14 protein-coding genes are annotated in these 13,153 nt (G+C 44.1%); 13 read left to right on the top strand and 1 reads right to left on the bottom strand.

From position 1 onward, the window contains the following. The first annotated feature begins 129 nt into the window (after positions 1–129). The 4 genes from OB236_RS38350 (at position 130) to OB236_RS38335 (ending at position 2,855) form a co-directional block, all read left to right on the top strand. Positions 130–900, top strand: coding sequence for a GNAT family N-acetyltransferase (locus OB236_RS38350; RefSeq protein WP_262688735.1), 771 nt, complete (start codon positions 130–132; stop codon positions 898–900). A 26-nt stretch (positions 901–926) separates the two neighbouring features. Beyond that, entirely contained in the window at positions 927–1,883 is a 957-nt protein-coding gene (locus OB236_RS38345) for a lysophospholipid acyltransferase family protein (protein WP_262688734.1), read from the top strand. Positions 1,884–1,955: 72 nt separating this feature from the next. After that, positions 1,956–2,171: a hypothetical protein gene (locus OB236_RS38340; protein WP_076228538.1), complete on the top strand. Its 216-nt coding sequence runs from the start codon at positions 1,956–1,958 to the stop codon at positions 2,169–2,171. A gap of 534 nt (positions 2,172–2,705) precedes the next feature. Beyond that, complete coding sequence (locus OB236_RS38335) at positions 2,706–2,855, top strand: hypothetical protein (RefSeq protein ID WP_262688733.1); 150 nt, start codon at positions 2,706–2,708, stop codon at positions 2,853–2,855. 147 nt (positions 2,856–3,002) lie between these two features. On the opposite strand, the gene OB236_RS38330 is transcribed toward OB236_RS38335, so the two are convergent. Beyond that, positions 3,003–3,908, bottom strand: a complete 906-nt coding sequence (locus tag OB236_RS38330) for a tyrosine-type recombinase/integrase (RefSeq protein ID WP_262688732.1) — start codon at positions 3,906–3,908, stop codon at positions 3,003–3,005. Positions 3,909–4,672: 764 nt separating this feature from the next. Between OB236_RS38330 and OB236_RS38325 the strand changes: the two genes are divergently transcribed. The 9 genes from OB236_RS38325 (at position 4,673) to OB236_RS38285 (ending at position 13,109) form a co-directional block, all read left to right on the top strand. Continuing rightward, on the top strand, positions 4,673–6,958 hold the full coding sequence (locus OB236_RS38325; RefSeq protein ID WP_262688731.1) for a DEAD/DEAH box helicase: 2,286 nt from the start codon (positions 4,673–4,675) through the stop codon (positions 6,956–6,958). Next, positions 6,955–8,388, top strand: coding sequence for a ribonuclease H-like domain-containing protein (locus OB236_RS38320; RefSeq protein ID WP_262688730.1), 1,434 nt, complete (start codon positions 6,955–6,957; stop codon positions 8,386–8,388). The genes OB236_RS38325 and OB236_RS38320 overlap by 4 nt, the downstream gene beginning before the upstream one ends. 193 nt (positions 8,389–8,581) lie before the next feature. Further along, complete coding sequence (locus tag OB236_RS38315; protein ID WP_262688816.1) at positions 8,582–8,929, top strand: cyclic-phosphate processing receiver domain-containing protein; 348 nt, start codon at positions 8,582–8,584, stop codon at positions 8,927–8,929. Between the two features lie 9 nt (positions 8,930–8,938). Continuing rightward, positions 8,939–9,718: an ABC transporter ATP-binding protein gene (locus OB236_RS38310; RefSeq protein ID WP_076228543.1), complete on the top strand. Its 780-nt coding sequence runs from the start codon at positions 8,939–8,941 to the stop codon at positions 9,716–9,718. Continuing rightward, positions 9,715–10,749, top strand: a complete 1,035-nt coding sequence (locus OB236_RS38305; RefSeq protein ID WP_262688729.1) for an SAM-dependent methyltransferase — start codon at positions 9,715–9,717, stop codon at positions 10,747–10,749. Before OB236_RS38310 ends, OB236_RS38305 begins: the two co-directional genes overlap by 4 nt. Positions 10,750–10,809: 60 nt before the next feature. Next, positions 10,810–11,460, top strand: coding sequence for a class I SAM-dependent methyltransferase (locus OB236_RS38300; RefSeq protein ID WP_262688728.1), 651 nt, complete (start codon positions 10,810–10,812; stop codon positions 11,458–11,460). A 272-nt stretch (positions 11,461–11,732) separates the two neighbouring features. Further along, entirely contained in the window at positions 11,733–12,239 is a 507-nt protein-coding gene (coaD, locus tag OB236_RS38295; RefSeq protein ID WP_262688727.1) for a pantetheine-phosphate adenylyltransferase, read from the top strand. Positions 12,240–12,289: 50 nt separating this feature from the next. Beyond that, complete coding sequence (locus OB236_RS38290) at positions 12,290–12,658, top strand: DUF1304 domain-containing protein (protein ID WP_262688726.1); 369 nt, start codon at positions 12,290–12,292, stop codon at positions 12,656–12,658. 49 nt (positions 12,659–12,707) lie between these two features. Continuing rightward, positions 12,708–13,109 carry a hypothetical protein gene (locus tag OB236_RS38285; RefSeq protein ID WP_262688725.1) on the top strand — a complete coding sequence of 134 codons (402 nt, stop codon included), beginning with the start codon at positions 12,708–12,710 and terminating at the stop codon, positions 13,107–13,109. Positions 13,110–13,153: the final 44 nt, after the last annotated feature.

Genomic DNA, 13,153 nt, shown 5'->3' with positions numbered 1-13,153 from the left:
ATTGATTTGAGGTTTTTTTATTTGCCCGAAAACCTTACAAATTATTCATAACACGCAAACGTCAACTTAATAATTCTTTGCTACGCTATGGATATCACTAAACCAACTTTCTTGAAGAAGGGCGTGTTGATGATGATTCCAGTTGTAGCTAATCCTGTTCCCCTAACTAATTTGTCTGTGAAAGTAACTTCCAATTCATGGGAGATCGAGCAAGCCATGCGTTTAAGGTATCAGGTGTTTGTAGAAGAGGAAAAGAATATGCAGATGTTGAATGAAAGTGGCTTGGAACAGGATGCGTATGATATGTATTGTGATCATTTGATTATAACGGATTTGGAACGGGAACAAATTGTGGGGACTTACAGGCTTTTGCCTGGTTTACGCGCATTGGCGGGTGTTGGCTTTTATTCGGAAACAGAGTTCGACTTAAGATCGTTTCAGGAGCACAAACCGCATACGCTCGAGTTGGGACGCAGCTGCATTGCCCCTGCCTATCGAAGTGGTAAAGCGATTCACCTGCTGTGGGAAGGAATAGCCAAATATATCGCTGAGCATCATTATCAGTATTTAATCGGCTGTGCCAGTATGCATGTGAATTCTCTGGAGGATCTCAATACCATCTACAGCATGCTGCGCTTCAAGCAGGTTATTACTGACAGTTACGGAATTCAACCACTGGAATCTCATCGTATTCAAGGTCTGCAGCAGATACAAAGCGAACTCAATGAAAAAGAAATATTCCGTAAGCTGCCTCCGCTTATGAAGGGCTATCAATACTTGGGTGCAGAGATAGGAGGCGATCCAGCTTACGACAAGTTGTTTGAGACGGTAGATTTTTTCATTGTTTTGGAAAAGGATCGCTTGGCTCGTAAATATAAAAAGCATTTTCTTAATCAATAAATCGTAAACCGGGAGGCATCCTCTATATGTATGACTGGATTGGTAAAATTACGGAAAATCATCTATTGATACAAAAAATGGCTGCATGGAGCAGATGGATACCTAAATCTTGTATGCTAATGCTGCTCGGATGCGCAGCGGCTATTTTGCAGCTGTCAGTTTTCAGCAAGGGAATGGGTATCAAGGTAGAGGCTAACCTGAGTACATTGCTGAAGGATCGAAGTGCAGAAGAGTTAACACGTATCCGCCATCAGTTTTTTCGGAATTTGGTCATCACACTTTACGAAATCATAGTGGAGTCCAAATATCTGGAGGGCAGTGAATCCTGGCGGTTTCGGGTTGAGGGTGAAGACCATCTTAAAGAGGCACTCCAGCTTGGCCGAGGTGCTATCATCTACGCTCCACATGAGGGGAACTTTTTTTATTACTACTGGTACCTCAGTCAAAAGTATAACTGTCTCACGATAGCTACTGCCGAAAGTCCTGAACTGCGGCCCCTTTACGAACAGTTTCAATTGATGGGCTGTGAAGGCCTGGATTATGATCGTACCCCGCCTTTACTGCTGCTTCGTAAGCTGAAAAAGCATCTGAAGAGCAATGGGGTTGTGTTCATTCTGGGAGATTTTTGGCGGCCTACCTTTCCACAATCTCAATTTTTTGGAAGAAAAAGTCGTACACCTGAGGGTGCAGCCTTATTGTCTATAGATCAACGTGTACCGATCATTCCCTTTTATGGACGGAGAGATCAGGGATTCAAGCACTGTCTTACATTCGAGCAGCCGCTGCATTTATATGCCTGTTATCTGGGCTCTCAGCGGTCTGAAGCTACTCAACTACTCAATCGTTATATGGAATCGGTTATACGCAAACACCCTGAGCAGTGGTTTTATTGGTTCAATGTAGAAGAACGTTTTAAAATCGATTTCACGGAAGAAGTTGAACAGAAGCTGGAGCGCGAAAAAATACTTCGCGTTTCATCATGAAATTAGGCATATTGATCATGATTTGGGATATACTAGTTCAGGTGAAAAACTACTCTCAGGAGGGGCTGCAGCATGGATTTTACAAGTCACGATATTGCAGTAATCGAACAAGCCTTGCATCTGGCCATGAGCATGGGAGGTAACGATTCAAAAGCGCAGCAGTTTCGTGAAGTGTTAGTCAAGCTGCAAAGCAATTCAGCTGCGGCCTTCAGTGGCGGTACTTACTTGCAAAAGGCAGAGCATGATGGACTGCGCTACGATTATGATGATTCTTCTGACCTGCTGTAATCGGTTGATTTTATTGAATCCATGAGTGCTGCGAACTTTTGTGAAGAAATGGATCTGGTAGTACTGTCGTTTTGGTGACCAAGACGTTCCATGATTGCTTCTAAGCTCACGCCAGCTTCAGCGAGCTAGCTTGTAGGGGTGGCCTAAATGAATGGGGAGTAAGGTTTGTATTCAGTTTAGCAAGCTTTAGAATTCTCCTCATTCAGTATCCAATACTTTTTTGAGTATTTGAATAACCTAAGTATTTACCTTAGTTAGCAAATACGGAATCTTCTTCGTAATACTTAACGCGATTTTCCATGCGTATAATATTTTGCCGCGCTTTATGGGCCTCTACTCTTTTGGAAAATAATTCCTTCATTAATCTTCACTCAAGAATTGGGGGGACATAAACTAAAGATGTATGAAGAGTTTAATGAACTGATAACTTTAATGAACAGAGCTAGAAAAGAGGCTGACGAAGCAAATAGAATTGCATATGAATTAAGGTAAGAATCTATAAAAAAGCAATTTCAAGCCACAGCCGCGGCCGAAATGGCAGCACTCACTGCTGATGTTTTAAATAAGTGTAAGGTTTTAAAGGCAAATAAAGCAGATGAAAGAGTCACAAAGGCATTATTAGAATGCAAAGAAGCTGCGTTAAAACTTACTATTGCTCTTGATGAACTTGAACTTATAGAATGATGCATATTTGCCAATATATTGAGAACAGCCCTCATCCTTTATCGGAATCGAGGGCGTTTTTTTTATATTCTAAGCTTGCAGCCGTTCCTTCGGAGCTAACAGTTCCCTTACTCTCGGATATATCATTCTCATCCCCTCATTGCCATACTATTTTTTGACTTCAGATTGCAAATCTGCACGATTTGCCTTGACGTAAATCATCGTTGTACCCAAACTACCATGTCCCATAATTTGCGCCAAGCGTTGCAATGGCGTGTTCTCTGCCATCACGTACCCGAACCGGTGCCGAAGATCGTGGGAGCTCAATCCTTCGAGACTAGCTGCTTTCATATATTTTTGAATCAAATGACGCAAAGCACGTTCTGTTAATCGATCGCCAGTTTTCTCCGATGGAAACAGATAAGGACTGTCCGGAGGGAGTTCTGCCAAATATTTTTCTAAAGCAGCTTTGCAAGCAGCGTTCAAAGGTACTTCCCGCTGTTTATTCCGTTTTCCGGATCGGACCGTGAGCTGGCCGCTGCGGTTTCCGATTTGAATATCTCCAGGAGCCAGGTCGCACACTTCCATTGTTCGTAAACCGGTATGAAACATCAGGATAAGAATCGTCTGATCCCGAAGAGAACCACCATGCTCAGCCGCAGCTATCAATGCAGCTTCTTCTTTGTCTGTCATCTGTCGAGGGCTTACTTTTTCTTCCGGAATCAATTTGACCGGCTTTGAAGGATCACGGCGAATCCTGGATTCCGACGCAGCCCACTCAAAAAAACGTTTCAGTGTTATAAGCCGCCGATTAATGGTCGCCGGTTTCAATTCCATTACTTTTTGAGCGGCTTCCTGGTATCGTGTCAATGTTGGAGTAGCGACATCTTCAATGTGAAATACAACTACTTCCTCTTGGTGTTCGGTGTTCTCAAACCAACCAATAAAATGTTTCAAGTCGCTTGCGTATTCCTTTAGTGTTTTGGGATTCAAATTCTCGTGGATGGTGAGAGTGTGTATGAAATCTTGAATCGTCTGCTCCCCTTGTTCCGAAATGGTGGTCGTCTTAATCATTAGCAAAGCCTCCAAATCTTGACTTACATTAGCGGACATGATATTCTTATCTTAACCGATACATTAGCGGACATCAAGTATGAGTAAGTAAAATACCACCACATGCTATTATTAAATAAAGATGTGACCACATCAGAAAAGCGGTTTTTATCAAAATAAATACAAACGATTCGAATGTTAGTGTCGTATTTTCGACCATTGATGACATTATTAATTTTTATTCCAACAAACAGAGTCTGCCGAGCAAGGTGGACGATCTGAGCCATTTAGAGAATCACACAAACAAGGAAAGGGATGGTTTATCATAATTGGAGAAATGATTCTAATCAACCGACCTATAAGGACAATTAAGAAGAGTTCGTGGTTGTTAATGATTTCCTGCGTTTTTACTTCATTTATCTTCACTGTTTGGGGGGGATGCCTATTACTTGGCTGCCTCCTATATATTGCCTTTTCGAATCGAAAGGTCAGAAACCGCTTGGTAAGTTCGGGAAATTCATTGCTACGAGTGGTTTACAAGAAAAGGAGATTGCTATGAAATCGCAATTAGCGTGAATATAGGTCGTAGAGACACAGATGACATATGGACTCTGACTGTTGAAAAGCTCAATTTCTGGCCTTGGCGGAACGATATTCCGTTCAGGGCTATTTTATATGTGCGCATTGGGATAAATAAATATTAAACAAATAATTGATATAAGAACGTACATTCGCTATAATATAAGCTACTACAATCCGGCTTTTATATGAGGAGCTTGAATCCCATGAACCCATTAACCGGCAAGGTTGATTCCATAGATGAAATGATCCAATTAGTGAAAAATACTCCAGAGCTGATGTCTCAGGTTACATACTGGCATACGATTCCACCGCGTGATCCGATGTATGATGCATTTCCGCCTGAGCTTCATCCGATTTTGTTAGCTGCGCTGAAGGTCAAAGGGATTGAAGGACTGTATACGCACCAGGCGGAATCGTTTCGTGAGGCAGCAGCAGGCCATCATGTTGTTACTGTAACTCCAACTGCATCCGGTAAAACCCTTTGCTATAACCTGCCGGTTTTACAGGAAATACTGAATAATGATAGCGCACGTGCGCTTTATTTGTTTCCGACCAAAGCATTGGCTCAAGACCAGGTATCGGAGCTTCAGGAAACCGTAAACCGGATGGGAGCAGATATCAAGACACACACCTATGATGGGGATACGCCTCCGACGGTGAGGCAGGCTATTCGGAATGCGGGTCACATTGTTGTGACCAATCCGGATATGCTCCATTCCGCCATTCTTCCTCACCATACCAAGTGGGTTAAGCTATTCGAAAATATTAAATATATCGTAATCGATGAAATACATTCGTATCGGGGCGTATTCGGCAGTCATGTAGCCAATGTGATTCGAAGGCTGAAGCGAATTTGTCGATTCTACGGATCCTCGCCACAATTTATATGTGCATCGGCAACCATTGATAATCCACAGGAGCACGCCGAGCGTCTAATCGGCGAACCGGTTTCATTGGTGAACCGCAACGGAGCTCCGGCTGGTGAAAAGCATTTTGTTTTTTATAATCCGCCTGTAGTAAATCAACAGTTGGGTATAAGGAAGAGCAGCGTATTGGAAACTCGTAAAATAGCAGGCATGCTGCTCAAGCAAGGTGTACAAACGATCGTATTTGCCAGAAGTCGTGTACGCGTAGAACTGCTGCTTACCTATCTGCAGGACCTGACCAAGCATGAGCTGGGCACCAAGTCGATTCGCGGCTATCGCGGCGGTTATTTGCCACAGCTGCGACGAGAGATCGAGCGCGGATTGCGTAGTGGGGAGATTCGCGGAGTTGTCAGTACGAATGCGCTTGAACTGGGCATCGATATCGGACAATTGCAGGCATGCGTGCTTAACGGATATCCGGGGACGATTGCCAGCACCTGGCAGCAATCCGGTCGAGCAGGCAGGAGGCAGGAAAGCTCCATCACGTTTCTGGTCGCAAGCAGTAATCCCCTCGATCAATATATGATTCAGAATCCGCGATACTTTATTGAACGTCCACCAGAGCAGGCGCGAATACATCCCGATAACTTGATCATTTTGGTTGACCATGTCAAATGTGCGGCGTATGAGCTTCCTTTTGAAGAGGGAGAGCAATTTGGCGGTGAATCTTTAAAGGATGTTTTGGAATTTTTGACAGAGGAGCATATCCTGCATCTTGTGAAAAATCGTTGGTATTGGATGGATCAGTCGTTTCCCGCACACGATATTTCATTACGCTCCGCAGCTCAGGAAAACTTTGTCATTGTAGACATGACTAATGGTACGCGGGTTATTGGAGAAGTGGATCGATTCAGTGCACCGACTATGATTCATGAAGAAGCTATATATATCCATGAGGGCATTCAGTTCCAGGTAGAAAAGCTTGACTATGAAGAGAAAAAAGCGTTCGTACGCCAGGTTAATGTAGATTATTTTACAGACGCAAGTATGGCCGTCCAGCTAAAGGTGCTTCATGTACACCGCGAAGTGGAGGAGCATGGACTGCATCGTAATTATGGCGAAGTGACTTTGAATGCGAAACCAACTATTTTCAAAAAAATCAGATTGCGGACACACGAGAATATTGGCTCAGGACCGATTCATTTGCCCGAGGAGGAGCTGCACACCAGCTCATATTGGTTTACCTTTTCGGAACAAGCCTCAGCGGAAACCTCGGTTAATGATATGCAGTTTGCGCTGCTCGGCTTATCCAATGTACTGGTGCATATCGCACCGCTTTATTTGATGTGTGATCCACGGGATATTCGCGTAGTGCCGCAGGTACGTGCTATTCACAATAAGCTGCCAACGATATTTTTCTATGATAGTTATCCTGGGGGTGTGGGCTTGAGTGAACGACTATATGACGTCCATGGTGAATTAATAGCTGAAGCGAAGCGGCTTATTTCAAACTGCCAATGTCTTAGCGGCTGTCCTGCCTGTGTCGGACCCATTGAAGAGGTTGGATTGATGGGTAAGCAGCTTTCACTCAGCTTGCTGCGGCGGTTGGAGGTATCTCAATGAGTGGACTTCGTGATAGACTGCTGCGCCACAAATCATCGGGAAGCCAAGCGAAGCTCGCTGCTGCATCGGATGCTTCTGCCCCGACATCGGAATGGTCGGAAATTGACGCTCATATGGAACACAATGAATGGGGCTCGTTTGTGATGAGACGGCGTCGCTATGACCAGCAGGCCAAACATGGGCGTTACGCGTTGAGCGAGCTGTTGGGACAGTCCGATAAGCTGCTACATCTGCTGGGAGCTGAGTCAGAGACTTCAGAGGAGCAGGATGGCCTTACTCATGAGAAACTGCTTTATCTAGATACGGAGACAACCGGTCTTGGGATTGGTACGGGGAACGTGGCTTTTATGATCGGTATCGGTTTTTATGAGGAAGAGCAGTTTGTTGTAGAGCAGATGTTTATTCGTGATCCGGGTGAGGAACTGGGTATGCTCCATCATCTGCATGAGAAAATAGCCAAGCATCCTTATTTGGTAACGTATAACGGCAAAACTTTTGATTGGCCGATCATTAAGAATCGCTATATATTGAACCGTATGCAGCTTGATACCCCGATTGCTGGACACTTTGACTTTTTATATCCATCGCGCAGTTTGTGGAAGCATACACTGCCATCATGTCGGTTGGGTAAGGTAGAGGAGGAACGGCTTGGCGTTGTGCGTAAGGATGATGTGTCAGGCGCCCTCGCTCCTGTGCTGTATTTTCAATATTTGGCAGAACGAAAGGTTTCTATTGTCGAGGGCGTATTTATTCATAATGAACTCGATATTTTATCGTTGGCGGGTTTATCGATTCATTTTGCAAGGATTTTGAGCGGGAAAAGCAATTTTAAGGATATGGGCTTGGAAGAGCTGTATCGGCTTGGTGTATGGCTGGACAAGCTGAACCAGCAATGGATGTCAGAGCAAGCACTGGAGTGTCTGGCCGAGCGGATTACAGTCTCAGAAACAGTAGTAGAGCAAGGAGCTGACGATTATTTACTGCCGCTAGCCCAGGTGTATAAGCAGCAACACCGTTATACAGCAGCACGAGATTTGTGGGAATTGTATGTGGAGCGCAGAAAAGAACGTACGACCGCTTCATTGGATGCTTATGTCGAATTGTCCATGTATTATGAGCATCGAGAGAAGCAGTATGAGCTGGCTCTGTCCTACGCCGAGCAAGCACTAGACAAAGCATGGCGGCAGCATTCTTTGAAGCGTTCCTATGGGGGCGGAGGTGCTAGGTCAACTGGAAAACGTCAATCAACAAAATCACTCGAACATGGGCAAGAAAGTGGTATCGCAGATTTGGAGAAGCGCATCCAACGATTACGACAAAAGTCCGCTAGAGCTAACAATCAGTTGACAAAGGATAAGAAAAGGACAATTATCCGAAGTCAGGTTGGATCAGAATCAAATCTTGATCTGACGATGGATAATTTGATTTAAACGAGGATAAGCTCTATTCTTGGCATAACATAGACTTTATTTGGAAATATATAGACTACGGATTCGTGTATTTTCACCTGGGAGCGTTACAAGGCTGCGAAAATATTATACAATGTTTGCATGAGGTAGTTTCGGAGGAACACGGTCATGCCATACCATGCTGCTCATAGAGATTCTATGGAGGGTGATTGCTATCATTCATGTTTTTTTGGACGACGTACGTCTGTGCCCTACCGGTTTTGTAGCTGCCCACAATGCCGAGGAATGTATATTGCTGCTCCAGGAATGTGAGGTTGGCGTCCTGTCTCTTGATTTTGATCTGGGATGGGGCCAACCAACCGGACTGCAGGTAGCCAGTTTTCTGGCTTCTTCTCAGCGGTTTCCTCGTGAAATTTATTTACATACCTCCAGTTGGAGCGGTAAACAGGCGATGCATCAGCTTTTATACCGGAGCAAGCCGGAAAGCGTTAAGCTGGTTAACGGACCGATGCTTCACGATACGCTTCAAACCATTGCCAATACAGCAAAGAATAGGTTGTGATCTTGTATTATGCAGCACGTGATATCATTAAGTAATGTACATTTTATCCGCGAGGAGCGGGCGATTTTATCGAATATTGAGCTTCAGGTACATGCAGGTGAACATTGGGTCATTCTCGGGAAAAACGGATCAGGCAAAACGACGATTCTGGAGATGATTAACGGATATCAATTCCCAAGCATTGGGCAGGTCCAGGTTCTGGATCAGCTTTATGGTCAATGTGATGTAAGAGAAGTACGTAAACAAATCGGATACATCAGTCAATCTCTATATGAGAAGCTGAATCCAGCTGATCCCGTATGGGAGGTCATTGCTACCGGCGAGTATGCTTTTTTGCGTTTTTATCAGGAAATATCGCCTGAAGTACGTACGAAGGCACTAGGGATGTTGGATGAGATTCGTCTTTCACATCTAGCTGAACAGCCACTGGGCACACTTTCTCAAGGGGAACGCAAAAAGGTGATGCTGGCCCGGGCATTAATGACAAGCCCCTCCATTCTGATCATGGACGAGCCTTGCTCGGGATTGGATCTGTTTGAGCGTGAGCGGTTGCTTGAAACCGTTAATCAGCTTGGCAAGCAAAATATTACCGTATTGTACGTCACGCATCATATCGAGGAAATTATGCCGATGTTCACGCATGTTGCCTTGATTGATGATGGCAAGCTCGTGGCTTCTGGCCGTAAGGAAGACGTATTGAATGAAGAGAATTTATTGAGCGCATTTCAGGTTCCGGTTACTCTTGAATGGTTTCAGGGCCGTCCCTGGATTAAGGTGCTTGGGGAATGAGTGTGGATGAGCTGCAAAGCAGCGCTTTTATCGGTACAGCCAATCGCGGCTATGGACAGCAGGCACAGGAGGAAATTCTGAGGTTATTTGGATCGCCTATCAAGTTTACGCATCTCGTTCCTAACGAAATCTTTCTTTTCCAGCTTCCAGTGAGCAAATCTGAAGTTATTCTCAAGTTGACAACGCAAGAGCCGATGTTTCTTCGCCATATTCAGCCTGTGGACGCGGAGTTTGATTGGGATGGTGAATTGGCTTCGCTGCAGTCGTGGGCTATCCGTTCTGTTCAGTTAGACGCACAGAGCAAGGTTGCGGTGCAGGTTCGTAAAACCGAGGAGCTTACGACGGGCATTTCACAAGGTGAATATAAGCAGGCACTTGACCATATATTGACGGAAACCTACGCAACAGTTCCTGTTGCCAAAGGATCGGAATTTATCGTGTCTCTCTATTTGGTTCCGGGCATTGCCTATATTGGTGTCTCCAAGCCGGAACACAACTTGTCTGATTGGTCAGGCGGTGCTATACGCTATCGCAAAGAAGAGGGTCAGCTATCACGTGCCAAGTTCAAGCTGCTGGAGGCAGAGCAGGTATTCGGTCTCGATTTAACACAGTACAAGACGGCACTGGACGTCGGAGCTGCCCCTGGTGGCTGGACATCGCTGCTGCTGGAACGCGGAATCAAGGTGACAGCAATCGATCCGGCCAAGCTGGATAAGGATTTGCTAAAAAACAAGAATCTGACCTTTCATCAAAAAAATGCTGCCGATGTTAAGCTGCAGGATGCTTCCTTTGAGTTGATTGTTTGTGATATGAGCTGGAGTCCAAGACAAATGGGTAAGCTTATTAAAGGTCTTCTACCTGCACTGATTACAGGTGGAACGGCGATCATTACGGTAAAATTGATGCACAAAAAAGCTTTTCAAACGGTTCGGGAGCTTGTAGGCGATTTATCCCCGGATCTCACTGTGCAAAAGGCCAAGCAATTATTTCATAACCGTGAGGAGCTCACTTTGTTCTTCATCAAAGCTTAGCAGGTTTATGAAAAGTTTGGAGCACGATTATCGAACTGGATAAAGGGGGCCAGGCCCGGAATGGCAAACGAGTATGCAGGAAGTGGCGAATTATCGAACTGGAACTCTATTTATAACATCAAAGATGAAGATAAGCCTCCAGTATATGACGATTGGCTTGTGAAGCATATGGATTTGCTGGAAGCCTCCCGACAGACGGCTGTTCTTGACCTTGGCTGTGGAAATGGGTGTGACAGCTTGTTTCTATCTGAACGTGGATTTGACGTCATTTCCTGTGATTGGTCGGAGGAAGCGCTGCTGCGAGTGCGGCAGCATGTTCCGCTTGCGGATACACGGGCGGTGAATTTGCTGGAGCCGCTGCCATTTGCTGATAATAGTGCAATTGTGATTATCGCCGATTTGAGTCTGCACTATTTCTCATGGGAAGCGACGATAGCTATTATCAATGAACTGCAGCGTGTTTTGCAATCAGATGGTTATTTACTTTGCAGAGTGAATTCTATAAAAGACGTCAATTTTGGTGCTGGTACGGGGAAGGAAATCGAAGCTGGTTACTATGAGCATGAGGGACACCGCAAACGTTTTTTTGATAAGGATCGACTCGAACAACTGTTTCAACAATGGAAACTCACCTACATAGAAGAAGCTGTCCTGCATCGTTATGGTAAACCTAAGTTTCTATGGGAGCTGGCTGTGACAAATATGAAATAAGTACATCTTCACTTTTGATAAGAAAGTCTTGAGGAGTTATAAGTAAGGAGCGAATAATGGGAAATTTTTTGTTAACAAGACTGCTCGTGCCCTTCGCGATTTTATTGGCGATCTCCATACTTGCCCTCTTATACGTGCCGCAGACCTGACAAACAGAAATGGATACTACATACGCGCTTGGCATTGCCTTATTAGAGATGGGAAAATAGGACGGATGACTTCGGGCTAAAACAAAGAATAAAAGACTTGTAGGTGCTAAGGAGTGACTACTCATGAAAGCTGTCTATGCAGGAAGCTTCGACCCCATTACCCTTGGACATGTGTCTGTTATTGAACGTGCTTTTAATTTATTTGACGAAGTACATATTATTATTGCCAACAATCGGGCCAAGTCGCATTATTTTACACTACAGCAAAGAACGGAATTAGTCAGACTCTCGATTCCTGCGGAATATAATATGCGATCGCATATTGTACCTTTTGAAGGCATCGTGGCCAATTATATTAATGAGCACAAGATTGATGTTGTGATACGGGGAATTCGCAATGCGACTGATTTGGACTATGAGCTCCAATTGGAGCAATTTGTTCGTAATTCAACAGAAGCCGATACGATTTATTTATCGCCGTACACACCTTACATGCAAACTAGCAGTTCATTAGTTCGGATGTTTTTCCAATCCAATAAGTATACGCTCGCCCTTAACTATATGACTCCTGATGCTTACGATCAAGCGATATGCTACATGCAGGAAACGAATCAACCTCCGTTCAAATAAGATTCCGGGTCCGATAAACGACTTATCTGGTTAACAATGTGGGAAGGGGGATGACTGTCATCATTTTTGCTAAAATTTTAGTAGCATTAGTCGCAATAGAGCATCTGTATATTTTATATTTGGAAATGTTTATGTGGACCAAACCAAAGGGCTTAAAAGCTTTTGGCATGACACCGGCAGTAGCGGAAGCTTCCAAGTCACTTGCGGCTAATCAAGGACTGTATAATGGTTTTTTGGCAGCAGGTTTGATTTGGAGCTTATTCCACCCTCATGCAGAGGTAGCAAAAGAACTTCAAATCTTTTTTCTTTTATGTGTTATTGTAGCAGCGATCTTCGGCGGAATGACTGCCAAAAAGTCGATTCTGCTTGTTCAGGGACTTCCAGCTCTTGTGGCACTGCTTTTTGTTTGGCTAACATGAACTGGCAGGAGCTCAAAAAGGTCATTAATTACGAAATCATGGAGAATGTATGCATACTTTATTTACTGCAGATATTGTAGATCCTCTTATTGTACGTATTGAAAATTACAATAGGCTGCTTAAACTCATAGACCTCAAAAGCCTGGAGGATGGCAGTTGTACGCTTCCTCATAAGGTGATGGCTAATTTTCTTGATGTAACGCACACGGACATTGTTAAATGGATCGATAAACTTATCGACTTTGGAATTATTGAGCAGGTCGGTTCTCATAAAGCTTACAGAAGAAAGAGCTCTGAAGCAGAGAACCCTTCTTTAAATTGTTTAATAGATTTGTTAATATTGTTCAAGGAAAGTCCTAATCTGAGCTTTTCTCAGCAAGCCGAAGCTCTCGATATCTCGATCCAGGAATTGGAGTATTTATTTGGAATGCTGATTCAAATTATTGAATGATGGATTTTTTGGTCTTGGACTCTATTCTGTAAAAAATGAAATTT

It is taken from the genome of Paenibacillus baimaensis (assembly GCF_025567575.1).
Note: the sequence above shows the minus strand (reverse complement) of the source record. Positions and strands in the feature narration are given on the sequence as shown.